Source organism: Pseudomonas sp. P1.31, assembly GCF_001269815.1.
GTDB lineage: Bacteria > Pseudomonadota > Gammaproteobacteria > Pseudomonadales > Pseudomonadaceae > Aquipseudomonas > Aquipseudomonas rustica.
Genome location: NZ_LHVN01000007.1, coordinates 242,373 through 265,862, shown reverse-complemented (window position 1 = coordinate 265,862; position 23,490 = coordinate 242,373). Strand labels below are relative to the sequence as shown.

Genomic DNA, 23,490 nt, shown 5'->3' with positions numbered 1-23,490 from the left:
TTTTATGGGCGCCGTTTTGCCCACCTCTCCTGCATTCATCAGGAAGTTTTCCCATCAGTTGTAGGAAATCTCTTTTTGACCCGCTGATGCCAAGCTTTAATTCAGGGCTAAAGATTATTCATACAAATACGCGCGTCATTACTGACGAACGATGCAGATATGTCTGTTCAAAAGCTGATGTAGGTTAATCGCTCCGAAAAATCCGAAAAACTTGCAGCGAGTAAAACAAATGTTGGAACAAGATTTTGTTAAAGCCGCAGAGACTAAAATCGAAAGAAAAGGATCTGCTGCCGACCTCATCATGCTTGCGCGTCTTGATGCCATCCTGGAGTGCAAGCTTGAGATGACCGACACCGATCGCCGGTACTACGCGCACGCCATTCGAATGATGGAGCGATTCAGAGCGATGGGGCTTGCTGACGACTACATTCCCAAAAGTAATCCGTCGCTTTGGAATAACGTCCATTCGGCCACACTTGAAGATTTCAAACTGGGTGATGATGAGGCATTGCGCTACACCGTCGAGGCGATTGACGCTGCGAAAAAGCAGGAGCTGGAAGCATTTGAATGCATCAGCAGAATCAAGAGTTCGCCTGCAAAACTCGAGCAGGCTGTCAGGCAAGAAAATCTCAGGGATTTGTTATCAGTGTTGGCAATCGGTTTGGCATTTCCCGCCCTCGATACACTGTTCGGGCGTTATCGATTTGAAGTCATTGCGCGCGGTGAACTGTGTAAAACATACGAGGAATTATTTCATGAAGGCGTATTGGCTGAGGGCAAAGAGGCTATCGCCATTTCGGGCCCAAATTGGAAACTCCCGGAATTCATAATTGATAAACGGTACGAGGAATAAAAGAAAGAGCCTCGCCACGTCGAGAACGCAGCGAGGCTAAAACGTCCCTTAAAGCGAATACTTCTGCAAATTCGCCATCATTTCCTTCAGCGCTTCAATATTGTCCTTCGGATGCGCCGCGCCTTCGAAATCACAAATCTGCTGCCAGTGCGCCGCGACATCTTCCGGCGAGAAACCCACTCGCGGATCAAACCCGGCGCCCAAACTGCGCTCCCAACGCACTTTGCCCATCCAGCCGCCGCCGACTTCGAACAGTCCAGAAGTCTCCTGGCATTGCTCGCTCGCCAGGTACACCACCAGCGGGCTGACCAGTTCCGGTTTGAGTTGTTCGAACACTTGCGGCGGGATCAGGCCTTCGGTCATGCGCGTGCCGCCGGTTGGGGCGATGGCGTTGACGAGGATGTTGTTTTTGCGGCCTTCGATGGCCAGGGTGCGGGTCAGGCCGTAGAGGCCGAGTTTGGCCATGCCGTAGTTGGACTGGCCGAAGTTGCCGTAGATGCCGGAGGTTGAGGCGGTGAAGATCACGCGACCGTAGTTTTGCTCGCGCAGGTGCGGCCATGCGGCGCGGGTGACTTTGTAGGCGCCTTCGACGTGGACGCGGTAAACCAGATCCCAGTCGGCGTCGTCCATTTTGTGGAAGGTCTTGTCGCGCAGGATGCCGGCGTTGTTGACCACCACGTCGACGCGGCCGAAGACATCGAGGGCGTTTTGTACCAGTTTGCCGCCGTCGGTGACCGAGTCGTGGTTGGCTTCGGCGGTGCCGCCGGCTTCGCGAATTTCGGCGACGACGCGGTCGGCAGCGGAGGCATTGGCGCCTTCGCCCTGAGCCGAGCCGCCGAGGTCGTTGACCAGCACTTTCGCACCTTGTTTGGCGAATAGCAGTGCGTGGGCGCGGCCAAGGCCACCACCGGCTCCGGTGACGATCACGACTTTATCTTCGAAACGCACAGACTCATTCATCGAGGCAACTCCAGCAGGCCAATGGGACATTGATCCCGAGTGTCAGGCACGGGGCGTGGTGTCACAACGAACAGGGCTGGGGCTGAATGGTGTGCGATAAGGTTGGGGGATAGTCAGGTTTGAAAAGCAAAAGATCGCAGCCTTCGGCAGCTCCTACAGGGGATCGGTGTAGGAGCTGCCGAAGGCTGCGATCTTTTGATCTTCAGGAGCAGGCAACTTTGCGCGGTGGCAGCACCTGACGCTCGCGAAATTCCAGATAGTGCTTAAGCACTTGCACCGGCGCTTCGGTTTGCGGGTAGTGACCAATGCCCGGCAGGAGCACAGCGTCGGCATCAGCAATCAACTCGCAATAGCGCTGCACCATGTGTGCACCAGAGATCGGGTCGACTTCGCCATCGATCACCCGCAGAGGAATTTCACCGCGCTGCATCGCCGCGACCCAACGATCACGCTGCACCCGACGCTCCGGAATATAGCTGATCAGTTTGTGCATGATCCGTGGCCCACGATTGGTCTCGACCAGGCTCCAGAAATCATCCAGTTCGCTCTCTGACGGGCGGGTGTTCGGCCCAAAGATCTGCCGAAAACTTTTCACCAGCGCATCGCGGGTAAACGCGCGGCCGATCATCCAGCCCAGTGGACTCAGCAACAGTTTCTGCATCAACACCGGCCGATGGGTTTCCGGAAACAGGCCACCGTTGAGGAACACGCAACTGGCGATTTCGAGGCGATCTTCGTAATGCCGGGCCAGCAGTTCTTGCGCAACGCTGTCGCCGTAATCGTGCGCCAGCACATGCACCGCTTGCTCGACCTGTAGATGCGCGAGCAATGCCTGCTGCAAATCCGCCTGTTCCAGCAAGCTGTAGGTGTGGTTGATCGGCTTGGCCGAATCGCCGAAACCGAGCATGTCGCAGGCAATCACCCGATAACGCTGGGCCAGTGGCTGCCACAGGTAATGCCAGTCCCAACTGGCGGTCGGGAAGCCGTGGATCAGCAGCAGCGGCTCGCCCTGCCCCGCCGTCCAGTAACGGATCGGCTGACCACGAAAGACAAACGTCCGGCTGCGTTTACGCCAGACACACAGAGGAATCTCGGCAAGTGGCATTAGAGTTTATATCCGGGGTCTTGTTTATCGAGTTTGCGCAGCAGCGCTGGCCAGGCCAGCGCGCCACCCATGCCTTGAGCACTTTTGGTGACGCCGGCGATCATCGCTTTGGCGCCTGCCAGAATTTGCGGTTCGATGGCGATGAGTTCAGCGCCACCGGTTTGCGCCATCACCTGAATGTCGCAGGCGCGCTGGAAGGTGAACATCATCAAAAAGGTGTCGGCGATGGTGCTGCCACAGGTCAGCAGACCGTGGTTGTGCAACATCAGGAAATTGTTTTCGCCGAGGTCGGCCTGCAAACGCGCCTTCTCTTCGTGGTTCAGCGCCACGCCTTCATAGCCGTGATAGGCGAGGCTTGACAGCACGAACAACGATTGTTGGCTGATCGGCAACACGCCCTGCTTTTGCGCCGACACCGCGACACCCGAGGCGGTGTGCGTGTGCAGCACACAAACCACATCGTGCCGTACTTCATGCACGGCGCTGTGGATGGTATAGCCGGCAGGATTGATTTCGTACGGGCTGTCCATGAGTTTGTTGCCGGCCTGATCGACCTTCACCAGGCTCGACGCGGTGATCTCATGGAACATCAGACCAAACGGATTGATCAGAAAGTCTTCGGTGCCCGGCACCTTGGCGGAAATATGCGTGAAGATCAGGTCGTCCCAGCCATGGGCGGCGACCAGACGATAACAAGCGGCGAGATCGACACGGGTCTGCCATTCCGCAGCACTGACCTGGTCTTTGACGTTAAGGGACGATTGGACGGGGGCTACGCTCACTGTATGCACCTCTGCGTTCTTATTGTTCTGCAACGTGTGAGCAGTCTAGTCAGGTGCAGGCAATCACGTAGTTGCATTGGCAGCCAGCTTGATGACTGACCGGGTCAGTCGTGCAAACAGCTTGGATCCATGTCAAAGCAACGACGCCAACAAAGGTGCAGCAAACAGATTGAGCAACCCGGTGAGCACCATCACCAGCCCGGCGACAGAGCCTTCTTCACCGCCCACTTCATGCGCGCGACTGACCCCGGCACCGTGCGCGCCGACGCCGAACAACGCGCCACGTGCCAAGGCACTGCGCAGCGGCAACCACTTCAACAGCACGCCGCCGAGCATCGCGCCGAACACGCCGGTGAACATCACGAACACCGCGGTCAACTCCGGCACACCGCCGAGATTTTGCGCGAGCGGCATGGCGAACGGCGTGGTGATCGAACGCGGTACCAGCGACATCGTCACCGAACTGTCGAGCGCCAATGCCTTGGCCAAGCCGAACGAGGTACCGATCGACGCTGCACTGCCGGCCACCATGCCGAGCATCAGCGCCGACCAGTGCCGCATCAGCAATCGGCGTTGCTGCCAGATCGGCACAGCGAACGCGACGGTCACCGGGCCGAGCACCAACATCAGCCAATGGGTGTTGCTGGAATATTCGGCATAGGCGGTGTGCAGCGGCACGGCGAGCGCCAGCAACAGCGCCGGCACCAAAATCAGCGGCGACAACACATAGCGCCCGGTGCGCCGATAAATCCAGCGGCTGAACAAGTACGCCAGCAAGGTGAAGGCGAGCCAGAACATCGGCATCCATTCAAGCTTCATGGGAACGCCTCGCGCGCACGGCCAATTCCACGGTGAATGCGGTCACCAGCATCACCATCAAAGTGCTGGCGGCGATCACCAGCAAAATCCGCCAGCCGTCGTTGCGCAGCAACGTGCCGTAATCGAGCAGGCTCATCAGCGCCGGGATAAAGAACAACAGCATTTCGGCCATCAACAAGCCCGCGCCCAATTGCAGCGCCGCCGGTTTGACCCAACCGAATGCGAAGGCCAGCAGCAACAGCGCCATGCCGATCACGCCGCCAGGAATCGGCCAAGCCAGCCACGCGGCGAGTTGGCAGCCGAGCAGGTAGAGACCGAGTAACACGGCGAGTTCGACAAAGAGACGTGAAAGGTGTTTGAAGCGGGCGGCGTTCATGAGATTGGCTCCTTACAGAAGCCTATTTTACGAAGTGGCCTGCCATCCCCGAAGCGAATTGTTAGACTCAAAGCCATTCCAAAACGGAATCAGGCATATGGAATTCAAACAGCTGCGCAGTTTTGTCGAAGTCATGCATCAGGGCGGTTTCACCCAAGCGGCGAAAACCCTGCACATCAGCCAATCGGCGGTGAGCAAACAAGTCGCGCAACTGGAACAGAGCCTCGGCACGCCGCTGCTGGAACGCCTCGGTTCACAGTTGCGCCTCACCGCCGCCGGCAGCGTGGTCTTGCAACGGGCCGAAGGCATGCTGCGTTTACGCAACGAATTGCTGGTCGAACTGGACGATCTCAGTCATCTGGCCCGTGGCGAGTTGCGCCTCGGTCTGCCACTGTTGGGCAGCGATGCTTTGTTCGCCGGATTATTTGCCGAATACCGTCGGCGCTACCCAAACATCAGCGTGCAATTGCTCGAGGGCGGCAGCCGCAACATCGAGCAAGCCGTGCTCAACGGTGAACTGGAGCTGGGTGGCAGTTTGTTGCCGAAGGATCCGCAGTTCGACTGTCAGCCGTTTTGCGATGAGAAGCTCGATGCGCTGCTACCGGTCGATCACCCGTTGGCGGATCGCGGCGAAATCGGCCTGGAAGAGCTCGCCGACACGCCGTTCCTGCTTTATCAGCGCAGCTTCGTGCTCAACGATCGTTTGCTGCAGGCGTGCCAGCAAATGGGCTTTACGCCGAAGGAAGGCGGGCGCAGCGGTCAGGCGGATTTTCTTGCGGCACTGGTGGCCGCCGGGCAAGGCGTGGTGTTGTTGCCCAGCGTGGTGGCGCGCGGGCTGGTGCGGCCAGGCGTGGTGCGCCTGACCTTGCGTGCGCCGGACTATCTGCGCTGGGACATCGCGTTTATCTGGCGTCAGGGCGCCTATTTGTCGAATGCCGCGCAGGCGTGGCTGGCACTCCTGCGCGAGCGGCCGATCAGCCCTTGAGCGCGTCGATCAACTGCGCCAGCCAAGGTTCGGCGTCGGTTTCCGGGGTCACGCTTTCGCTGGCGTCGATGCGCAGCATCTCCAGCACTTCACGCACACCCAGTTCGCCGAACAGTTCGCGCATTTGCTCGCCGCCGCCGCAGAAGGTGTCGCCATAACTGGCGTCGCCCAAGGCGATGACCGCGCCCGGCAAACCGCGCCACGCGGCTGGCAGTTGATCGCGAATGGTCGAATACAACGGTTGCAGGTTGTCCGGCAACTCGCCCATGCCAGTGGTCGAGGTTACCGCGAGGAACGCTTCCGGGCCGAACGCTTGAATGTCCGCCAGGCTGGCGCGCGAGTTGTAGAAGGTTTCAAAGCCAGCGGCTTTCAACAGGTTCTGGGCATGGCGGGCGACTTCTTCGGCGGTGCCGTAAACCGAACCGGAGAGGATGGCGACTTTCATCAATCTGATCCTGAAACTGAAAAAATGAGCGGCGATAGTAGCAGCCCAAGCCGCAAAGCTGCGATTGGATCTCAACTGGCGATAATGGCCAGTAGACAGCGCTGACGGTTTATCTAGAATGCGAACCCTCGGCCATTCTGAACGGACTCACAGATGATCAACGCCAGCCTGCTGCAAATGGTGATCAACGCCTCCAACGATGGAATCGTGGTAGCGGAAAAGGAAGGCGATCAGGACACCATCCTGATTTACGTCAACCCCGCGTTCGAACAGCTGACCGGCTACAGCAGCGAAGAGATTCTCTATCAGGACTGCCGCTTTCTGCAGGCCGGAGACCGTGATCAGGCCAGTCTGGAGCGGGTTCGCGAGGTGCTGCGCAACAATGGATCGTGCCGGGAAATCCTGCGTAACTATCGCAAGGACGGCACGCCGTTCTGGAACGAACTGTCGCTTTCAACGGTAAAAAGCGCTGACGACGGGCTGACTTATTTCGTCGGCGTGCAGAAAGATGTAACGATTCAGGTCAAGGCTCAGCAACGTGTTGCGCAACTCGAACAGGAGGTCGCGACACTGAAAGCACAGCTGGCAGAACTGAAAGCGACGAACGGCGCAAACAAATCAGCGAACTAATTGTCATTAACTACAATCACCAATGACTTTGTAACTATATCTTTCGAGCTAGCCATGCAACGCGACGCCCTCCTCACTCAGGATGAGCTGGATTTCATCCAGACCATGCAGCACAACCCGCAACTGAATGTGCGGGATGCGACGTCGAGTCTGCTGGTTAATGGCGGTTCGCAGATCCGTGACTTGCTCACGCGCCTGGCCGCTCACGAACAAGTGACCATTCAGGCCAACTTCGAAAACCAACAGATGACTTTCCCGCTGCACCTGGTGGAAGACGAGTTCCACGCGCTGCATTTGCGCCTCGGCGTGCCGAGCATTTACGAAGACGGCCCGATGGTGCGGCCATGGCGCCTGGCGCTGGACGAGCCGGTGGCGCTGGAAAACGCCAATGGCCAACCGGGGACGTTGTGGGTTCATGAGGTGTCGCACAAAGGCGTGTTGCTGGAAGTGCGCAACAAGACCAAACCACCGAAGCATTTCGCCCTGTGGTTCAGCCCTTCAGGCTATGAGCGAATTTCCCTGCGCGGCAATTTCGAGCGTGAGACCGACAAAGGTTTCTTCGCCTACGAACTGAGCCAGACCGATGCCGATGAAACCGAGCGCCTGCGCCAGTTCATTCTGCAACAACATCGCCTGACCCACCCTGCCCTGCACACCTGAGTCTCAGGTATCGAGTTTGCCCGCGAGATATTGCGTCAGCCGCTGACGCATGGTCGCGCCTTCATTGCCCAGACAACCGATTGACGATCCGGCCAGAGTTTCCTCTGCCAGGTCCGCCGCATCCCCCGCCAGCAACACCTGACAATCCAGACTCAGTGCCAAACGGTTCAAACGCCGTGGCAGCTCGGGGGCCGGTGCATGATTGGAAAACAGCACCAGCGCCTGCGGTTTGATCTTTTCGCAGACCAGCGTCAATTCATCGAATGGCTGACCGGTCGTCAATACCCGAACACCCGCATCGCTGCTGCTCAAAAACAGCGCGGCCACCAGCAATTCCAGTTCACGGCACTGACCGGCCAATGCACTGACGAGAATCTTGCGGGGCTGCGTGGTGCGTAACGCGATGATTCGTTGCAGTACGCGGGTTCTGAGGTAGCCGTCGTAGAACAGCCATTCGCTGGTGTGTCCGAAGGCGTCCTGCCCCAGCAGCAATTGCCGCCACAGCGGCAGCAGGATGTCCTGAAAAACCACGGGCAGCGAATAAGAAGAAAAAATCTGGCCGTAGACACGATCCAGTTCAAGATCGTCGAAGGCGCTGACCGCACGCTTTACCTGATGCTGCCACTGCTGGTAATCGGCTTGCACCTGATCATCGGAAATGATGTGCGACAGTGCTTTTAGCGGTTCGGTCTTCGCGAGGATTTTGCCGACCTTGCTCACGGAGACGCCACGATCAATCCACTCGACAATGCTGCGAACGCGCTCGATTTCGGTCATTGAATACAGCCGATGCCCACTTTCGGTGCGCGTCGGTTCGATCAAACCGTAACGTCGCTCCCAGGCACGCAAGGTGACTGGATTAACGCCAGTCAACCGAGATACTTCACGAATGGGGAAAAGGTCTTCGCGCTCGAGCGCGTCAGACGCCCGTGAAACAGGGCTCAGCTCCGTGATGACAGGCATAGTGCGCTCAACGTCCTTGTAAAGTGATTGGATCCATTCTAGCTGCAATGCCCGCTAAAGGTAAAAGCGATGAACTGCGACGAAAGTCTCTGGTTAAATCGCGAAATTCAGGAATAATCCTTGCTTGGCAATAAACGCGGGCCTCTACCCCGGCGCGCGTCTGGCGAAACTCCCACCCGGAGTGCCGCGAATGAAATACGGAGATACACAATGTCTACTTCACCCGTCACGCTGATGGTCGCGCGTCGCGTCGCCGATGGTCGCTATCAGGATCTGATTGCCTGGTTGCGCGAAGGCGAACAACTGGCCACCGACTTTCCCGGTTATCTCGGCTCTGGCGTGCTCGCTCCGCCGCCCGGTGATAACGAATTTCAAATCATTTTCCGCTTCGTCGATGAACAGACGTTGCATGCGTGGGAGCATTCGGCTTCGCGTACGGCATGGCTGGATCGGGGCAGCGATCTGTTTGCGCATCCGAAGGAACATCGCGTCAGCGGCATCGAAGGCTGGTTCGGTGCGGCGGGTCAGCGTCCGCCACGCTGGAAACAGGCGGTGGCGATCTGGCTGGCGTTCTTTCCGGTGTCGATGCTGTTCAACTTTGTGCTTGGGCCGTTGCTCGGCGAAATGAGTCTGTTGCCGCGGGTGTTTATCAGCACGCTGTGCCTGACGCCATTGATGGTTTACTTCTTTATTCCGTTGTCGACGCGGTTACTGGCGAATTGGTTGAACAGCGCGCCAGTTCGACGTGTACCAGCCGAGCCAGTATCCCAAAATCGCTGATATCTTTGTAGGAGCAAGGCTTGCCCGCGAAAGCAGCGTGTCATTCAGCATTGAAGGTGCCTGACACAACGCTTTCGCGGGCAAGCCTTGCTCCTACAAAAGCGCAAAGCAAGCCGTGTCGCTGTTATAGTTTTTGCTCCCACCGCGATGCGAGCCGTTCATGTCCACTTCCGCAGCCCCGATCCTCATCACCGGCGCCGGCCAGCGTGTCGGTCTGCACTGCGCGCAGCGTTTGCTTGAAGACGGTCATCGCGTCATCTTCACCTACCGCACCGAACGTCCCGGCGTACAAACACTGCGCGATTTGGGCGCCATCGGCCTGTTCGCCGACTTCTCCAGCGAAGCCGGGATTCTCGCCTTCATCAGCGAACTGAAAAACCACACCGACAGCCTGCGCGCCATCGTGCACAACGCCTCCGAATGGCTCGCCGAAACCCCGGGCAGCGAGGCGGAAGCCTTCACGCGCATGATCAATCTGCACATGCTCGCGCCCTACCTGATCAACCTGCACTGCGCCGATTTGTTGCACCGCTCGACACCCGCCGACATCATCCATATCAGCGACGATGTCACGCGCAAGGGCAGCAGCAAACACATCGGCTATTGCGCCAGCAAAGCCGGGCTCGACAGCCTGACGCTGTCCTTCGCCGCGCGCTTTGCGCCAGCAATCAAGGTCAACGGCATCGCGCCGGCCCTGCTATTGTTCAATCCCGACGACGACGCGGCGTACCGCACCAAAGCGCTGGCCAAATCGGCGCTGGGCATCGAGCCCGGCAGCGAAGTGATCTATCAGAGCCTGCGCTATCTGCTCGACAACCCTTATGTCACCGGTACGACCCTGACCGTCAACGGCGGGCGGCACGTCAAATAACGCCTAGCTGCGAGGATGTCCATGAGCCTTTCCCTGCCCGAAAACTACCGTGAAATCCTCATCGGTCTCGGCGAAAATCCCGACCGCGAAGGGTTGCTCGACACCCCGGTGCGCGCGGCCAAAGCGATGCAATACCTGTGTCACGGTTACGATCAGAGCGTCGAGCAAATCGTCAACGGCGCGCTGTTTGCTTCGGACAGTGACGAGATGGTGATCGTCGCCGACATCGAGTTGTACTCGTTGTGCGAACATCACCTGCTGCCCTTCATCGGCAAGGCCCATGTGGCTTATATTCCGACAGGCAAGGTGCTGGGATTATCGAAAATCGCGCGGCTGGTCGACATGTTCGCCCGACGCCTGCAGATTCAGGAAAACCTCACCCGGCAAATCGCCGACGCGGTGCAACAGGTCACCGATGCCGCTGGGGTCGCCGTGGTCATCGAAGCCAAACACATGTGCATGATGATGCGCGGCGTGGAAAAACAGAATTCGACGATGAACACCTCGGTCATGCTCGGCGCCTTCCGCGAGTCGAGCAACACCCGTCAGGAGTTCTTGCAATTGATTGGACGGAGCAAGTAAATGCCACAACTTCAACCGGGAATGGCGCGCATCCGGGTCAAGGATCTGCGCTTGCGCACCTTTATCGGGATCAACGAGGACGAGATCCTCAACAAGCAGGATGTGCTGATCAACGTCACCATTCTGTATGCCGCGCAGGAAGCGGTGCGTGACAACGACATCGATCACGCGCTGAACTACCGCACGATCACCAAAGCGATCATCGCTCACGTCGAGGGCAACCGTTTTGCGTTGCTTGAACGCCTGACGCAGGAGTTGCTCGATCTGGTGATGAGCAACGGTTCGGTGCTGTACGCCGAAGTCGAAGTCGACAAGCCGCATGCGCTGCGATTTGCCGAATCGGTATCGATCACCCTCGCGGCAAGCCGCTGAGCTTCAAGCTTCGGGCTGCAAGCGTTAAGCTACCGCCACCCACAATCCAAACTTGCAGCTTGAAGCTCGCCGCTTGAAGCTGTCTCGAAGAGACCTCCATGAACGAGCAACAACGCCTCGAACTCGAAGCCGCCGCCTTCCGCCGGCTGGTCGCCCATCTGGACAGCCGCAAGGACGTGCAGAACATCGACCTGATGAACCTCGCCGGGTTCTGCCGCAATTGCCTGTCGAAGTGGTACAAGGCCGAAGCCGACGAGCGCCAGATCGACGTCAGCCTCGATGACGCCCGCGAAGTGGTTTATGGCATGCCGTACGCCGAGTGGAAAGCCCAATATCAGCAAGAAGCCAGCGCCGACCAGCAAGCGGCGTTCGCCAAAGGAAAAACCCATGAGTGACCTCAACACCCTGCGCGCCAGCCTGAAAAGCGGCGACCACGCTTTCGCCGACACCCTGGCTTTCATTGCTGCCGGTTACGACTACCAGCCGCAAGCTTTCAACAACGGTGGCGTGGAAAACGCCGCCGGGCAGAACGAAGGTTCGTGCAAGACCTTGGGCCTGGCGCTGCTGGAAGGCCTGAGCGATGAAGAAGCGCTGCTGGCGTTTGGCGAGCATTATCGCTCGGTAGTGGCGACGCCTGAGGGCAGCGATCACGGCAACATCCGTGCGTTGATCAAACACGGTCTGGCCGGCGTGAAGTTCAGCGCACAGCCCCTGACCCGCCGCTGATCCCAGACCCAACCACAATCCCCTGTGGGAGCGAGCCTGCTCGCGAATACGGACTGACATTCAACACTGATGTCGATTGATATACCGCTTTCGCGAGCAGGCTCGCTCCCACATGGGATGTGTGGTGACTTTGATTCTCGGGCACAAAAAAACCGGCCAATCTGGTCGGTTTTTTTATGCCTGCGATCTTAGAACGATGCGTTCTGCAGACCGTCCAGGTAACGCTCGGTGTCCAGTGCCGCCATGCAGCCGGCGCCGGCCGAGGTGATGGCCTGACGGTAAACGTGGTCAGCCACGTCACCGGCAGCGAAGATGCCTTCGACGCTGGTCGCAGTCGCATTGCCTTCACGGCCGCCGTGCACCACCAGGTAACCGTCTTTCAGGGTCAACTGGCCTTCGAACAGCGAGGTGTTCGGGGTATGGCCGATGGCGATGAACACGCCGTCGACGGTGATTTCGTCGAAGCTGCCATCGTTGTTCTTCAGACGCGCACCGGTCACGCCCATGTTGTCGCCCAGGACTTCGTCGAGAGTGGCGTTCAACTTGAGGATGATCTTGCCCTCGGCGACGCGAGCGTTGAGTTTGTCGATCAGGATCTTCTCGGCGCGGAAGGTTTCGCGACGGTGAATCAGGGTCACGGTGCTGGCGATGTTGGCCAGGTACAGCGCTTCTTCAACTGCGGTGTTACCGCCGCCGACCACAGCGACTGGCTTGTTGCGGTAGAAGAAACCGTCGCAGGTTGCGCAGGCCGAAACGCCTTTGCCCATGAACGCTTCTTCCGACGGCAGGCCCAGGTAACGAGCGCTGGCGCCAGTGGCGATGATCAGGGCGTCGCAGGTGTAAACCGCGCTGTCGCCGGTCAAGGTGTAAGGCTTGGCAGCGAAATCCACAGCGTTGATGTGATCGAAAACGATCTCGGTTTCAAAACGCTCGGCGTGCTCGCGCATGCGCTCCATCAGGGCTGGACCGGTCAGGCCGTGAACGTCGCCCGGCCAGTTGTCGACTTCGGTGGTGGTGGTCAGTTGACCGCCGGCCTGCATGCCGGTGATCAGCAGTGGCTTGAGGTTGGCACGGGCCGCGTATACCGCAGCGCTGTAACCGGCAGGGCCGGAACCGAGAATAATCACTCGCGAATGACGGACTTCAGACATGACCTGCTCCTGTTGACCGGGCCGAAAAAACTGGCACGGATCGCCGGACTGCCGGCGGAAATAAAAAAGGACCGTGGAAAACCTTGGGGAAGGCTTGAGCTCGACAGTCCTGTAAAAAGTTGGGTGCAGCGTATCGAGGGGGGCAAGATTAAGGAAATACGGATTAACAATCCAGCTCATAGGTGGTCTCTATGCCGACACACTGACGAGATGGACGTCTTTGTTACAGTGAATGTCGATCGCTCTACCGTGCTTTCGCCGCCGTTGCAAAGTCGGTAAGGTCGGCGCGTTTTCCCTTGCTCGGAGCACCTTATGCCCGCCCCTGTTCTGTCCGGCCCGCAATACCTGCGCGAAGGCCTCAAACTGGTTCTCAGCCCTGGCCTGCGCCTGTTCGTGTTGCTGCCGCTGGCGATCAACCTCGTGCTGTTCGTCGGATTGATCTATCTGGCCGGCCACCAGTTCAGCCTCTGGGTCGACACGCTGATGCCGTCGCTGCCGGAATGGCTGAGCTTCCTCAGCTACATCCTCTGGCCACTGTTCGTCGTGCTGGTGGCGCTGATGGTGTTTTTCACCTTCACCATGCTCGCCAACGTGATCGCCGCACCTTTCAACGGTTTCCTCGCGGAAAAAGTCGAAGTGGTCGTGCGCGGCACCGATGACTTCCCGGCCTTCAGTTGGGGCGAACTGATCGAGATGGTGCCGCGCACCCTCGCCCGGGAAATGCGCAAACTCAGCTATTTCCTGCCCCGCGCAATCGGCCTGTTCATCCTCTCGTTTATCCCGGTGGTGAACATCATCGCCGCGCCGCTGTGGCTGTTGTTCGGCGTGTGGATGATGGCGATCCAGTACATCGACTACCCGGCGGACAACCACAAACTCGGCTGGAACGAGATGCTCGCCTGGCTGCGGCAGAAGCGCTGGCAGAGCATGAGTTTTGGCGGGATCGTCTATCTGGTGCTGCTGATTCCAGTGGTGAACATTTTGATGATGCCGGCCGCCGTCGCCGGTGCGACGCTGTTCTGGGTGCGTGAGCGTGGCGCCGAGAACCTGGTGACTCAACGCTAACGCGGCGTCATGACTGACTGAAAGAACACGTTTGCTGATCACGCTTGAACTGCCCTTTCCCAGCCAACTGATACACAAGGCTGGTACACATGGCACTGATAGCACAACCATTCCGGCACCCCGATTCGGGCATCTACTACCTCCGACGCAGGGTGCCGGATGATTTAAGACATATCATCGGCAAGACCGAGATTCGCCGTTCGCTGAACACTCGAATCCACCACCAAGCGAAGGCTGCATTTGCCATTGCGTATGCGGACTCCGAGCGACTGTTCAACGATGCCCGCCAAGGGATCTGCATCGAACACCATAAGCCGGAAGGAGTCGCGAAGGCCCTACCTACTCCTTTACTGCCGGCACAGACAGAATCCCATGTAATGCTGTCAGCAGCGCTAGCACATTACGTTCAATCCATCTCCATGTCGGGCAGGTCGGAGTACGTATCGCGGCGTCATGCTGTCGACTACAGCCGTGCCGCCAATCGGTTCATTACGGACATGGGCGACATGCCCATTGCTGCGATCCAGCCTTCGCACATCCATGCTTTCGCAGCCAACCTGATCCAACCCGTAAACGCCGACGTGAAGCCACTGGCGACCTCATCCACGCGCCTGCTATTGGCAAGGCTGTCATCAGTGATGGCGTTCTCAGTGGACTCCGGACTGATTGAAGCGAATCCCGTGACCGCATCACGGATTCACAAGCGTCTAGGATCAGGCAAACCGAAACGCCGACTAGACGATAATAGGGGATACACCTGGAGCGAACTGGTCACGCTATTCAGTCATGCCGAGTTTCAGCGGCTACGAACTGCCAAGGGCCGTCCAGGCAACGCAGTGTTCTGGATACCGTTGATAGCCGCTTACACTGGTGGCCGTCGCGAAGAACTGGCTCAGTTGTACGTTGAAGACATTCACCAGCACGAAAGGAACTCATGGTTCATTCGCGTCATCGACGACCGCCCCGACAAGTCCGTAAAAACAGACAGCAGTCGCAGAGAAATTCCTGTCCATCCTGATTTACTTGCCCTTGGCTTGTTGACGCTTGTACAAGGGCGCGAGCCCGGAACGAGGGTGTTCCCCCAACTGGTCAAAGTCTCCGACGGTTTTGCAGGAATCGTCTCCAAATCATGGCGTCCGATCACTCAACTCTGTGGCGTGTATCAACCAGGCCGCAATCCGCTGCACGCATTTCGACACACCTTCAAAACGCTGGCCAGGGAGCACGGCATCCCCAAAGAGGTAAGCGACTGGATCACCGGGCATGCGTCAGGGCACATAGGCGACAGCTATGGCATCAACCCGCTTTCAAGAATGGCGTCGGAGATACAGAAGCTGCCAAGTCTTGCGAAAGCGGCAGGTCTGCTGCCTTGCGAATGAAGAGGATCTCTCAAGCCAGTGTAGGTATTGGCGGGCATAGTACTGATCGTCGACCGGGGTAATCAGACCGTGCGAGGAAAGCTGGGCCACGCACCGTCGAAGTGATTCGTTCGGTACAAGACGAAGCTGGGCATCACTGACCCGAAGAAGACGTTCCACAGCTTCCGTCACGCGCTCATTGATGACCTGCGAGATGCCGGGGTTCAAGACTCATTGATCAAACGGATTGCCGGGCACGAAGATGGCGCGGTCACCGTTAGCATCTACGACAGCCGCACCCCGCTTAAGGCGATGCCGGATGCTCTGGACAAAGTCATCCTTTATATAGAGGAGTTCGCTGCGACGCCAGCGTCATTTACTTTCTGTGGAAGTTGATGGCGCACTGACACCAAGTTGCCAGAAGTGGCAAATACCACAAACTTGCGTAAAAGTTTTCTTTGAAAATGCGCACCACCCTGATAGTATCCACGCCAACAAAAGCAAAACAAAAAACAGACCTACTAAAGACGCCTCCATTCACTTACGAAAAACGTCAATACCTGTTGACAGCAACTACTAACTTGTTAATATCTGCACCGCACCTCACCTAGACACCCAGGTCCATTGGACAAGTAAGAACACAACTCTCTGCCGAGCTCGGAAACCACCGGGAACTGCACAGGGTTTTTGTCGTTCTCGAGATTTAACAAATGTAGACTTTGTAGCCCTAGTTTCAATTATATGAGTAATAACCATGCCATGACCGCAAGATAAGTCGGCGCCCCCCCCCAAAAAAAGCTTCAAACCACAACTAAAGATGAACTATATAGCGCAAGAGAATAAAGCTTCATACTTTGCTTAGCATAGAGCCCGTACGCAAACTCGTCCGAATTACACTATAAGTTCGACGAAACTCACAGCTTACGTTACGAGAGCCTATTGCCCGAAAAAAGCACCCCAACCCACCACAGGATCGATGAATTAACTTAGTCCCAACACAAGAATAGCACCACCAAACTATAGCTCAAAAGGTGAATACACCCGCACCAGCTCTTAACTGTGAGCGACGGCCACCTTTTGCCTGAAATCCGTATGAGAAGACAACTAAATGAAATATCAAGCCAACAACGAATTCGTAGAACTCGAAAAAATTTACCGCCCGAAGAACATCCTTGCCAAGCAGCGAGTTTCGAAACAGTACGTCGTGCCAATCACCGGCCCTATCGGCGAAATCCATGAGTATGGCGAATTCGTAAACATCCTTGCCAATGCAGGAGAGGGAGACCACGTATATATCCAACTTTCATCACCTGGTGGAAGCATCGAAACTTGTGATTACTTATGCCGCCGAATGGACGAATGCGAGGCAAAGATCACAGTCGAGATCGGCTTTACATGTGCGTCCGCCGCTTCAGCCATCGCGCTAGAAGCCGATGCATGGGTGATCTACGATAGCAGCACAATGATGATTCACTCTTGCTCATACACGCCGGGCTATGGCAAAGAATCGGATGTTCGTGCAAGTTCCGCACATATGAACCGGGTAAACCGTGAGTGGATTGAGAATATCTATCGGGGATTTCTCATTGAAGAAGAGTTGTTCGACGTCGTAAATAATGGAAAGGATCTGTATTTCTATGCAGAGGATTTGCGTGACCGTATTCCGCGACATGAAGATTACCGCAAAGAATGCCAAGCTAGACAAATCAAAGAAATCATGCAGCGTCGGGAAAACCGCATAGCAGATTAACACAAACTAAAATACTATCATCAGCAGCAACTGACTCTTAAATTGCAAGGAAAGCATTATAAAATGAGAAACATTGTAAACTTGACCAATCACCAATATAAAAAAGTCGTAATCGGTGATATCACTATTGAGCAGGACGATGAAGGGCGCTATTGCTTGAATGACGTACACAAAGCGGGAGGAGGAGCGATTACGAAGTCCCCCGCCCAATGGATGCGACACGGCGCTTTCAAGGAGTTACAGGAAGAAATTATGCTTAAAAGCACAATTAATCCTGTGGAGACGAAGCCTGGTCGCACTGGTGGCACCTATGTTGTTAAGGCACTTGTATATGCTTATGCGATGTGGATTAGCCCTGGATTCCATCTGAAGGTGATTGAGGCTTACGACCGGTTTGTAAAGGATGGCGTGGCTGTCCATGAGAGCGCGGCACAGGATCTGCTAATCAATCCGCTGAAGTACCTCCAGCCATTGCTGGCTCGGGCTCAGGAACTGATGGAAGAGAATACTCGACTGGAGCAGGCGGCTGAAGAAAATGTCCCGAAGGTTGAATACTATGAGGCAGTGAAGAATGCAGTGAACTGCCAAACGATGGAACAAGTAGCGAAAAAATACGAAATTGGCACTAATAGACTGTTCAAGTTCCTCCGCGATAGAAAGGTTTTACGGAACACCGCGGACAATCCACCCTACCAGAATCAAATCGAGTCCGGCCGTTTTAAGGTCGAGGGAAAGGAGTATAAATACGACGGTAAAGTTTATCTCTACAGCCAAACGATGGTAACTGGGAAGGGTGAAATCTATATCGGCAAGTTGCTCCGTGAGGCCGGTTTACTGCCAGAAAATGAAGCCGCGTAACTGATGGTCTACGCTCCCAACCTATGAACGGATAGTTAAAGACCTACGTGTAATCAAGGGCAAATTCTAGACAGCCCTTAAAATGCTCCCTGAAGATGGCTGGTGTCGCGAAACTAGCCATTGACGAAAACCGTAGAAGTTGTAGACAGCCACACCCCGTAGTGCACTAGCACATATACAACCTCAAGTGTTCACCTCTCTAAGCCTTTGAGCAGAGCTAACCATTGTCGCCTGCAATATGGATCTGCGCGTCTCTGGAACTGATCAACCGGAAACCACACGAGGACTTTTCTATGAAACCGAATTAACAGATAAGGCGCAACACCATGCACAGCCCACAACTACCAATTACTGAAACCATTCTCATCTGCGTCGATGGTCTGATCATCGATCAACGCACTGGTGAATTTCATGGATACCACAGCAATTCATCGGTGTTTGAAGGTTCTATTAAGTACCAAAGTGAACTAGGGAAGTGTCGAAGCGTTGATGACTTTCGCGATTACCTAAGTTTCGTTGATCGACGGAAACTGCCGCCTCACGAGCTGCATTCGCTTCAAGACACAGTTAACTATGCTCATGGAAGGTGGCGCCGTTCCGGAGTTGACTGCCGGATCACTCTCCCGCAGCAACGTTTGCTTGAGAAACTCCACAGTCTTGTGCTCTACCAGAATGTGATCTTCATGACTCGGGCTGACTTGGCAAAGGATCTGGGAATAGCGGAGTCTAATCTGATGAAGAAGCTACGAGTCTTAATAGATGCGAACATGCTTAAAATCCGCACCTCTCGGGACGGCGTCCGCGCGGGCGAGATTATGTTGCTCATCAATCCACGGCTGGTGTTCCGAGACTTCGCCACAACTAAGGTGCGTTACACTCACGAATGGTATCGCCCTATTAGCAGCCTGAACGCTGGCGAAGCAGGCTCGAATAATGCCACAGGCGGTATTGCCATTGCCGCATACGGCTCCGTAGGAAATCTTAAAAAGTTACGCAAGAATTGCCCTGAAGCCCCCGTAATTCAAGGGGCCTGCAAACTTCCTATTATAAATAAGAAGTTTCCACTTCTACCGCAAGGTAGGAGAGGGAACGCTTCGCCAAAGCGTAGCTTTGAGATTAACCACCTCTATATAGTTACGTGTGGCGTTTACGCCACGGCATAATAACCTGTGCCGCAGGCACGGATCACAACTCTATACAGTTAAGGGGAGTGAGGGGGCAAGAAGCCCCTCCCCGCTTTGCTTTTGCTCTGAAACTTGCAGATATACCTTATTGCGTGAGCCACTATTAATCAATGCAGGAAGTTAGCTGTGACTATGATCACAGGGAATAAGCCTGTGCCTATGGCACCATTGTCCCTTGCACAATACAAAGCAAGAGCAGGGGATGGGTTTATCCCCATCTTCCCCCTGCTATGTACAGTTGTTACTCGTGCCCTGAGGCACAGGTAGTAATCTTGGAGAGTACAAAGCTAGAGGTCAGAGAATCCGTGACTTTCAGTCACTTTATACCTGCACAGTTAAAGTCAAAAGCTTGTGGGGCTTCTTGCCCCTGCCCCACCGATTACATGTTATGCCAGCAGGGTGGAAGGAAGATGCAGCCGCCACCCTTGACCTTGATGTTAACCATGCCGAGCGGCATAAGAAGCCTGAATGAACTGGTCGCTAACGTGAAGGGTTGCCCCATGGGTAAGCCGTATAAGTAGCTCACCAGATGAGCTAGGGGTAGCTCATCCCACGCACGTTAACATCCAGATGTGATCATTAGCGTGCAGTGATGGGTTTGGGACATATCTCCGCCTAATGAACATCCACTGCCGTTAAGCGGGCGCCTAGCACCATCATTAGCGTATCGAAGTCCGAGTGGATGAAGGCTGGGTGGACTACGCAATCAAGGATACTGTGCCGCATCGCATACTCATCAACTGAATCTACCCAGCCTTTCTTAATGAGGCTTGAGACCGCGCGATCCACCCGTTCACTATGAAGGGTAAGAAAATTAGGCAACACAGACGTGTCGATCCTCACAGCCCGGTTACAGTCCATTCGCATCAGCAGAAGCAGCATCACCGCCACCTTGTCACCATCCAGCGGCACATAAGCCGACATAGCTTCAAACGCGTACCGCGGGACAGGTACAGCTTGATCTTTGGGTGATTTTTGTTCAGTCATCAGTCACCTCTCAACCGTGAATCCGAAGGATGGTTTACGCCATTTCTTCGGGCTTATCTGATCTGGCAACTTTAGGATTCACGGTGCACACGAGGCTTCCACCTGGTTCAGGGCTGGCATCTACGGACAGAATCCACTTTCCTTCCGCAAGGTCGGCTACAGCCTTCTCAAGCTGTTGAAGGGTATAGTTGCAATGCTTGGCAACTGTCGCTTGGGTAGTCCGCACAAGTCCGTTGCCACCCATGATCGACATCAGCGTAAGCATGACTGAAGTAGCGTGCGGGTTTGTTCGATTCAACCCACTCAGTCCCATAAAGGCTGAAGGATTTGCGTATAAGGTTTCACCATCACAATCAGCGGCATATGGCGTAGCACCTTTCTGTTCGTTCATCACGCTGCTCCCAGGGGGGTGTTGTTGTCTTAACTAGCTCATGCCATGGCTGGGGCCTGAATGCAGATGCTGACCACCAAATGCCGATAGCATTAAAGCGAATGGTGCCATGAAGCGCCCAATATTCACAGTATACTGTGAAGACGTGCATTGCTATGCGACCGACAGTGCACCCCTCTGACGAGGGGGATACGGTTTGGACGCAGGGCTGGCATTCGGTAAAGTTCTCCGCGAGCGGCGGAAACTCAAAGGTCTAACGCAGGAGAAGCTGGCGCTGGAGGCCGACATACAAAGAAATTACGTCAGCCTGATTGAACGTGGCGTTCATCAGCCCACCATCAACATCATCTTCAAGCTGGCCACTGCATTGAAGTGCCAGCCCTCAGCGCTCATTGCCGATGTGGAGACCCTTATTTTCAGCAAGTAAGGGGTTGTGACCGCCCTGCTGTCACCATGCAGCGAGCTGATCAAACTAATAAGTATCTATTTCCTCGCAGGCCTCGGGCACACCCCACCACACAACCAAGACTCGTCAATAGCCCTGTTTCCGGTGCATACAGTACAACCAGGCCAAGCGAAGCCCCCTCCATACAAAGTTCTCCCCCCTATTCGTTGAAGCTACAGCACCAACCCCATGAAAGCACCAGTAGTCGCAAATCTGTACCAGCAAACGGGCACGCCCTACTCGAAAGGGCAAACCGAAAGCATTACAACTGTTGAATGGTCGTTCTAACAGTTGTAATATTTGTTTATCAGCCCAGTTTACGGAATTACCAGCATGGAAGTTGTCGGCTACTACCGCGTATCCACTAAAGGCCAGGGTGAATCCGGCCTTGGCCTCGATGCACAGCGGGAGTACGTGAAGTTCGCAGCCGAGCAGCAAGGCTGGGTAGTGGTGGCAGAGTTTGAGGACGTGGGTATATCTGGCTCGATTCACCCACTGGAGCGACCAGCGGGCGCCAGAGCCTTTGCTGATGGTCGACCAATAGTCGTTGCCAAGCTGGATCGGATGAGTCGGGACGTTGAACACATCGCTGGCCTAATGAAGCGTCACAAGTTTCGGGTAGCAACTATGCCCACCGCTGATACATTCCAACTCCATATCTACGCGGTACTGGCTGAACAGGAACGCACGTTCATCAGCGAACGCACTAAAGCCGCATTGAAGTCCTTGGGGACGCGCGCATCTAATGGCGACGAAGAGGCGGTGCAGAAGATCAGAAACCGTTCCCAGGCTCTCGCTAAGGGCCGTAGCCAGCTGAACCGTACCAAAGGCCATGATACTCAGCGTAAGCAGGCGGACGACCGTGCAGCCTTGGTTAAGGACGCCATCAGGTTGTGCATCATCGACGGAGCAACCAGCCTCCAGGCAGTAGCCGACTGCCTTATCACCCGCAAAATTCCTACCGCCCGTGGTGGTCAGTGGTCACCTACCGCCGCGATGCGTGTGATGCAACGCCTTGGATTGGAATTGAACAAGGTCAGCACCAATTGAATAAGCTCCTAGGAAGCAATTGCGGCGGGATTATCACCCGGCTTTCGATGGCCGTGATATTTTGAATTCGTAGCCGCTTAAAGCCAAATGGTACGGGAATGGCTCTTAACCTCGACCCAGCCTGTGCGGGAATTTGCCGTTTTACAGGGTTATCCGACCGATATTTTACCTCCGGCAAAAGGACTGATACTCCACAGAGACAACTGTCGATTCTGAAAAATTGGCTATCGACAGATTTCAAAAATGCAAAGTTGAAAGAGAAAGGCCAGTAGATTCGATGCAGGCAAATGGGACTAGCCTGACGCTACGAATAAGCCTAGAAAGTAGTAAGACTTGCCAACACACTTTACGCGTCGCTCCTCTGGTTTTCTGCCGCTTTTGCAACACTCTCGTCTACGCTAAACAAGTACCCACAGGAAGATAAACAACACTGCCGACCATTGCGAAATGGCGTGCCGCCTGGAGTGAAGCCAAACAATTAACGACATCTGCCCTGCCTACTGGAACATATGAATAAATTTACCGAGCGAATTGCAAGCAGCATCGGCCGTCACTTCGTGTCACTGACTTGTATCCAGCATTCCCTCGCACCTAAAGCCGTTCGGCCTCTCGTGTTCTCCGGCTTCGTGGTGGAGATCATGGGTGAATGGTTCTACGTGACAGCTGGGCACATCTTGAGAGAACTAAGCAGCGCGATCAACGGCGGCTCCACCTTCGACTCATGGCGACTTGACGATCAGACAGCTGGAAATCGTTTTAACAACGTTGCCATTCCCTACGACTTCCAGCTTGAGCAGTGGTGCGTGCTTGAAGAGGCATCCGTCGGACTCGACTATGCGGCCCTGCACCTAGGCGGGCTCTATCGTCAGCAGCTCGAAGCTGGCGGCATTATTCCGATCACTAAGCAAGCTTGGGGGGACTATATTACCGAGCACGATCACTGGGTTCTATACGGGATTCCGAGTGAGTCAATCTCCGTCGATGACACCACCCAGATTACTGCGAAAGTCGTGATGGTTCCTATCGTGTCAGTGGAACCGCCGTTTCTCGCAGAGCAGAAGGTCGAAAACCAATTCTATGCGAGGCTCGCGAGCGGATCAGAAGAGGTCGTCGAAGATATCGCTGGCATGAGCGGTGGGCCAATCGTCATGTTGTGGAAGGCTGACGACACTTGGAAATACAGTGTCATCGGAGTGCAGAGTGGTTGGTATTCCAGCACGCGCATCATCGCTGCCTGCCCCTTTGCCTCATTTGCAGAGGCACTCGAGTCAGTGGTCGAGGAGGCCCTCTCCGAACTGAGGCGAACGAGGTAACGGAAATATAGTGCGACCTAACTTCTTCG

General features: G+C 55.5%; 28 protein-coding genes and 1 pseudogene. 19 read left to right on the top strand and 10 right to left on the bottom strand.

The window, feature by feature from the left end; translation table 11 throughout:
- The first annotated feature begins 229 nt into the window (after positions 1-229).
- A complete protein-coding gene (locus AD669_RS28710) occupies positions 230-853 on the top strand; it encodes a hypothetical protein (RefSeq protein WP_256218808.1) in 624 nt (207 codons plus the stop codon).
- Positions 854-901: 48 nt separating this feature from the next.
- Here AD669_RS28710 and AD669_RS04460 read toward each other — a convergent pair whose 3' ends face one another.
- The 5 genes from AD669_RS04460 to AD669_RS04440 all read right to left on the bottom strand — a co-directional run bounded on the left by AD669_RS04460 (position 902) and on the right by AD669_RS04440 (position 4,895).
- Positions 902-1,813 carry an SDR family oxidoreductase gene (locus AD669_RS04460; protein WP_053117204.1) on the bottom strand — a complete coding sequence of 304 codons (912 nt, stop codon included), beginning with the start codon at positions 1,811-1,813 and terminating at the stop codon, positions 902-904.
- A gap of 202 nt (positions 1,814-2,015) precedes the next feature.
- Positions 2,016-2,918 carry an alpha/beta fold hydrolase gene (locus AD669_RS04455; protein WP_053117202.1) on the bottom strand — a complete coding sequence of 301 codons (903 nt, stop codon included), beginning with the start codon at positions 2,916-2,918 and terminating at the stop codon, positions 2,016-2,018.
- Positions 2,918-3,700: a class II aldolase/adducin family protein gene (locus AD669_RS04450; protein ID WP_053117200.1), complete on the bottom strand. Its 783-nt coding sequence runs from the start codon at positions 3,698-3,700 to the stop codon at positions 2,918-2,920. The genes AD669_RS04455 and AD669_RS04450 overlap by 1 nt, the downstream gene beginning before the upstream one ends.
- Positions 3,701-3,832: 132 nt before the next feature.
- Positions 3,833-4,519: an LrgB family protein gene (locus AD669_RS04445; RefSeq protein WP_053117198.1), complete on the bottom strand. Its 687-nt coding sequence runs from the start codon at positions 4,517-4,519 to the stop codon at positions 3,833-3,835.
- Positions 4,509-4,895, bottom strand: coding sequence for a CidA/LrgA family protein (locus tag AD669_RS04440; protein ID WP_053117196.1), 387 nt, complete (start codon positions 4,893-4,895; stop codon positions 4,509-4,511). Before AD669_RS04440 ends, AD669_RS04445 begins: the two co-directional genes overlap by 11 nt.
- 97 nt (positions 4,896-4,992) lie before the next feature.
- On the opposite strand from AD669_RS04440, the gene AD669_RS04435 reads away from it, so the two are divergent.
- Positions 4,993-5,880, top strand: a complete 888-nt coding sequence (locus AD669_RS04435; RefSeq protein WP_053117194.1) for a LysR family transcriptional regulator — start codon at positions 4,993-4,995, stop codon at positions 5,878-5,880.
- Here the strand turns inward: AD669_RS04435 and AD669_RS04430 are convergent.
- Positions 5,870-6,325: a flavodoxin gene (locus tag AD669_RS04430; protein WP_053117192.1), complete on the bottom strand. Its 456-nt coding sequence runs from the start codon at positions 6,323-6,325 to the stop codon at positions 5,870-5,872. The genes AD669_RS04435 and AD669_RS04430 overlap by 11 nt on opposite strands.
- A 153-nt stretch (positions 6,326-6,478) precedes the next feature.
- Between AD669_RS04430 and AD669_RS04425 the strand changes: the two genes are divergently transcribed.
- Positions 6,479-6,955 carry a PAS domain-containing protein gene (locus tag AD669_RS04425; protein ID WP_053117190.1) on the top strand — a complete coding sequence of 159 codons (477 nt, stop codon included), beginning with the start codon at positions 6,479-6,481 and terminating at the stop codon, positions 6,953-6,955.
- 54 nt (positions 6,956-7,009) lie between these two features.
- Positions 7,010-7,615 (top strand): hypothetical protein, encoded by a 606-nt coding sequence (locus AD669_RS04420; RefSeq protein WP_053117187.1) that lies wholly within the window; start codon positions 7,010-7,012, stop codon positions 7,613-7,615.
- Between the two features lie 3 nt (positions 7,616-7,618).
- On the opposite strand, the gene AD669_RS04415 is transcribed toward AD669_RS04420, so the two are convergent.
- The gene (locus AD669_RS04415; RefSeq protein WP_053117185.1) at positions 7,619-8,578 is read right to left on the bottom strand and encodes a MerR family transcriptional regulator; all 960 of its coding nucleotides are present in this window, start codon (positions 8,576-8,578) and stop codon (positions 7,619-7,621) included.
- Positions 8,579-8,788: 210 nt separating this feature from the next.
- Here AD669_RS04415 and AD669_RS04410 point away from each other — a divergent pair, with 210 nt between their 5' ends.
- From AD669_RS04410 to AD669_RS04385, 6 genes are all read left to right on the top strand, one after another.
- A complete protein-coding gene (locus AD669_RS04410) occupies positions 8,789-9,358 on the top strand; it encodes an antibiotic biosynthesis monooxygenase (protein ID WP_053117183.1) in 570 nt (189 codons plus the stop codon).
- A gap of 160 nt (positions 9,359-9,518) precedes the next feature.
- Complete coding sequence (gene folM, locus AD669_RS04405; protein WP_053117181.1) at positions 9,519-10,229, top strand: dihydromonapterin reductase; 711 nt, start codon at positions 9,519-9,521, stop codon at positions 10,227-10,229.
- Positions 10,230-10,250: 21 nt separating this feature from the next.
- Entirely contained in the window at positions 10,251-10,811 is a 561-nt protein-coding gene (gene folE / locus AD669_RS04400) for a GTP cyclohydrolase I FolE (RefSeq protein ID WP_053117179.1), read from the top strand.
- The gene (gene folX / locus AD669_RS04395; protein ID WP_053117178.1) at positions 10,812-11,183 is read left to right on the top strand and encodes a dihydroneopterin triphosphate 2'-epimerase; all 372 of its coding nucleotides are present in this window, start codon (positions 10,812-10,814) and stop codon (positions 11,181-11,183) included.
- A gap of 98 nt (positions 11,184-11,281) precedes the next feature.
- Entirely contained in the window at positions 11,282-11,578 is a 297-nt protein-coding gene (locus tag AD669_RS04390) for a DUF1244 domain-containing protein (protein WP_053117177.1), read from the top strand.
- Entirely contained in the window at positions 11,571-11,909 is a 339-nt protein-coding gene (locus AD669_RS04385; protein ID WP_053117175.1) for a HopJ type III effector protein, read from the top strand. The genes AD669_RS04390 and AD669_RS04385 overlap by 8 nt, the downstream gene beginning before the upstream one ends.
- 188 nt (positions 11,910-12,097) lie before the next feature.
- On the opposite strand, the gene trxB is transcribed toward AD669_RS04385, so the two are convergent.
- The gene (trxB, locus tag AD669_RS04380) at positions 12,098-13,060 is read right to left on the bottom strand and encodes a thioredoxin-disulfide reductase (protein WP_053117174.1); all 963 of its coding nucleotides are present in this window, start codon (positions 13,058-13,060) and stop codon (positions 12,098-12,100) included.
- A gap of 312 nt (positions 13,061-13,372) precedes the next feature.
- On the opposite strand from trxB, the gene cysZ reads away from it, so the two are divergent.
- The 6 genes and pseudogenes from cysZ to AD669_RS04355 all read left to right on the top strand — a co-directional run bounded on the left by cysZ (position 13,373) and on the right by AD669_RS04355 (position 19,254).
- Positions 13,373-14,125 (top strand): sulfate transporter CysZ, encoded by a 753-nt coding sequence (cysZ, locus tag AD669_RS04375; protein WP_053117172.1) that lies wholly within the window; start codon positions 13,373-13,375, stop codon positions 14,123-14,125.
- An 89-nt stretch (positions 14,126-14,214) separates the two neighbouring features.
- The gene (locus AD669_RS04370) at positions 14,215-15,504 is read left to right on the top strand and encodes a DUF6538 domain-containing protein (RefSeq protein ID WP_053117170.1); all 1,290 of its coding nucleotides are present in this window, start codon (positions 14,215-14,217) and stop codon (positions 15,502-15,504) included.
- Positions 15,505-15,567: 63 nt separating this feature from the next.
- Positions 15,568-15,879: pseudogene (locus tag AD669_RS28705) on the top strand (tyrosine-type recombinase/integrase); the annotation flags it as partial.
- A gap of 712 nt (positions 15,880-16,591) precedes the next feature.
- Positions 16,592-17,233, top strand: a complete 642-nt coding sequence (locus AD669_RS04365) for an ATP-dependent Clp protease proteolytic subunit (protein ID WP_053117168.1) — start codon at positions 16,592-16,594, stop codon at positions 17,231-17,233.
- 63 nt (positions 17,234-17,296) lie between these two features.
- Positions 17,297-18,091, top strand: coding sequence for a phage antirepressor KilAC domain-containing protein (locus tag AD669_RS04360; protein ID WP_053117166.1), 795 nt, complete (start codon positions 17,297-17,299; stop codon positions 18,089-18,091).
- A gap of 326 nt (positions 18,092-18,417) precedes the next feature.
- Positions 18,418-19,254 (top strand): hypothetical protein, encoded by an 837-nt coding sequence (locus tag AD669_RS04355; protein ID WP_177329665.1) that lies wholly within the window; start codon positions 18,418-18,420, stop codon positions 19,252-19,254.
- Positions 19,255-19,890: 636 nt separating this feature from the next.
- Here AD669_RS04355 and AD669_RS04350 read toward each other — a convergent pair.
- Both AD669_RS04350 and AD669_RS04345 read right to left on the bottom strand, forming a co-directional pair.
- Positions 19,891-20,262 carry a hypothetical protein gene (locus AD669_RS04350; RefSeq protein WP_053117164.1) on the bottom strand — a complete coding sequence of 124 codons (372 nt, stop codon included), beginning with the start codon at positions 20,260-20,262 and terminating at the stop codon, positions 19,891-19,893.
- A gap of 34 nt (positions 20,263-20,296) precedes the next feature.
- Positions 20,297-20,653, bottom strand: a complete 357-nt coding sequence (locus AD669_RS04345) for a hypothetical protein (protein ID WP_053117162.1) — start codon at positions 20,651-20,653, stop codon at positions 20,297-20,299.
- Positions 20,654-20,849: 196 nt separating this feature from the next.
- Between AD669_RS04345 and AD669_RS04340 the strand changes: the two genes are divergently transcribed.
- From AD669_RS04340 to AD669_RS04330, 3 genes are all read left to right on the top strand, one after another.
- Positions 20,850-21,080, top strand: a complete 231-nt coding sequence (locus tag AD669_RS04340; RefSeq protein ID WP_053117160.1) for a helix-turn-helix domain-containing protein — start codon at positions 20,850-20,852, stop codon at positions 21,078-21,080.
- A 351-nt stretch (positions 21,081-21,431) separates the two neighbouring features.
- On the top strand, positions 21,432-22,148 hold the full coding sequence (locus AD669_RS04335; protein ID WP_053117158.1) for a recombinase family protein: 717 nt from the start codon (positions 21,432-21,434) through the stop codon (positions 22,146-22,148).
- A gap of 509 nt (positions 22,149-22,657) precedes the next feature.
- On the top strand, positions 22,658-23,461 hold the full coding sequence (locus tag AD669_RS04330) for a hypothetical protein (protein WP_053117155.1): 804 nt from the start codon (positions 22,658-22,660) through the stop codon (positions 23,459-23,461).
- Positions 23,462-23,490 lie beyond the last annotated feature (29 nt).

Excerpts from the sequence above, each read along its gene's own strand:
- AD669_RS28710 (WP_256218808.1), top strand. The coding sequence starts at position 230 with ATGTTGGAACAAGATTTTGTTAAAGCCGCAGAGACTAAAATCGAAAGA.
- AD669_RS04460 (WP_053117204.1), bottom strand. The coding sequence starts at position 1,813 with ATGAATGAGTCTGTGCGTTTCGAAGATAAAGTCGTGATCGTCACCGGA.
- AD669_RS04455 (WP_053117202.1), bottom strand. The coding sequence starts at position 2,918 with ATGCCACTTGCCGAGATTCCTCTGTGTGTCTGGCGTAAACGCAGCCGG.
- AD669_RS04445 (WP_053117198.1), bottom strand. The coding sequence starts at position 4,519 with ATGAAGCTTGAATGGATGCCGATGTTCTGGCTCGCCTTCACCTTGCTG.
- AD669_RS04440 (WP_053117196.1), bottom strand. The coding sequence starts at position 4,895 with ATGAACGCCGCCCGCTTCAAACACCTTTCACGTCTCTTTGTCGAACTC.
- AD669_RS04435 (WP_053117194.1), top strand. The coding sequence starts at position 4,993 with ATGGAATTCAAACAGCTGCGCAGTTTTGTCGAAGTCATGCATCAGGGC.
- AD669_RS04430 (WP_053117192.1), bottom strand. The coding sequence starts at position 6,325 with ATGAAAGTCGCCATCCTCTCCGGTTCGGTTTACGGCACCGCCGAAGAA.
- AD669_RS04425 (WP_053117190.1), top strand. The coding sequence starts at position 6,479 with ATGATCAACGCCAGCCTGCTGCAAATGGTGATCAACGCCTCCAACGAT.
- AD669_RS04420 (WP_053117187.1), top strand. The coding sequence starts at position 7,010 with ATGCAACGCGACGCCCTCCTCACTCAGGATGAGCTGGATTTCATCCAG.
- AD669_RS04415 (WP_053117185.1), bottom strand. The coding sequence starts at position 8,578 with ATGCCTGTCATCACGGAGCTGAGCCCTGTTTCACGGGCGTCTGACGCG.
- AD669_RS04410 (WP_053117183.1), top strand. The coding sequence starts at position 8,789 with ATGTCTACTTCACCCGTCACGCTGATGGTCGCGCGTCGCGTCGCCGAT.
- folM (WP_053117181.1), top strand. The coding sequence starts at position 9,519 with ATGTCCACTTCCGCAGCCCCGATCCTCATCACCGGCGCCGGCCAGCGT.
- folE (WP_053117179.1), top strand. The coding sequence starts at position 10,251 with ATGAGCCTTTCCCTGCCCGAAAACTACCGTGAAATCCTCATCGGTCTC.
- folX (WP_053117178.1), top strand. The coding sequence starts at position 10,812 with ATGCCACAACTTCAACCGGGAATGGCGCGCATCCGGGTCAAGGATCTG.
- AD669_RS04390 (WP_053117177.1), top strand. The coding sequence starts at position 11,282 with ATGAACGAGCAACAACGCCTCGAACTCGAAGCCGCCGCCTTCCGCCGG.
- AD669_RS04385 (WP_053117175.1), top strand. The coding sequence starts at position 11,571 with ATGAGTGACCTCAACACCCTGCGCGCCAGCCTGAAAAGCGGCGACCAC.
- trxB (WP_053117174.1), bottom strand. The coding sequence starts at position 13,060 with ATGTCTGAAGTCCGTCATTCGCGAGTGATTATTCTCGGTTCCGGCCCT.
- cysZ (WP_053117172.1), top strand. The coding sequence starts at position 13,373 with ATGCCCGCCCCTGTTCTGTCCGGCCCGCAATACCTGCGCGAAGGCCTC.
- AD669_RS04370 (WP_053117170.1), top strand. The coding sequence starts at position 14,215 with ATGGCACTGATAGCACAACCATTCCGGCACCCCGATTCGGGCATCTAC.
- AD669_RS04365 (WP_053117168.1), top strand. The coding sequence starts at position 16,592 with ATGAAATATCAAGCCAACAACGAATTCGTAGAACTCGAAAAAATTTAC.
- AD669_RS04360 (WP_053117166.1), top strand. The coding sequence starts at position 17,297 with ATGAGAAACATTGTAAACTTGACCAATCACCAATATAAAAAAGTCGTA.
- AD669_RS04355 (WP_177329665.1), top strand. The coding sequence starts at position 18,418 with ATGCACAGCCCACAACTACCAATTACTGAAACCATTCTCATCTGCGTC.
- AD669_RS04350 (WP_053117164.1), bottom strand. The coding sequence starts at position 20,262 with ATGACTGAACAAAAATCACCCAAAGATCAAGCTGTACCTGTCCCGCGG.
- AD669_RS04345 (WP_053117162.1), bottom strand. The coding sequence starts at position 20,653 with ATGAACGAACAGAAAGGTGCTACGCCATATGCCGCTGATTGTGATGGT.
- AD669_RS04335 (WP_053117158.1), top strand. The coding sequence starts at position 21,432 with ATGGAAGTTGTCGGCTACTACCGCGTATCCACTAAAGGCCAGGGTGAA.
- AD669_RS04330 (WP_053117155.1), top strand. The coding sequence starts at position 22,658 with ATGAATAAATTTACCGAGCGAATTGCAAGCAGCATCGGCCGTCACTTC.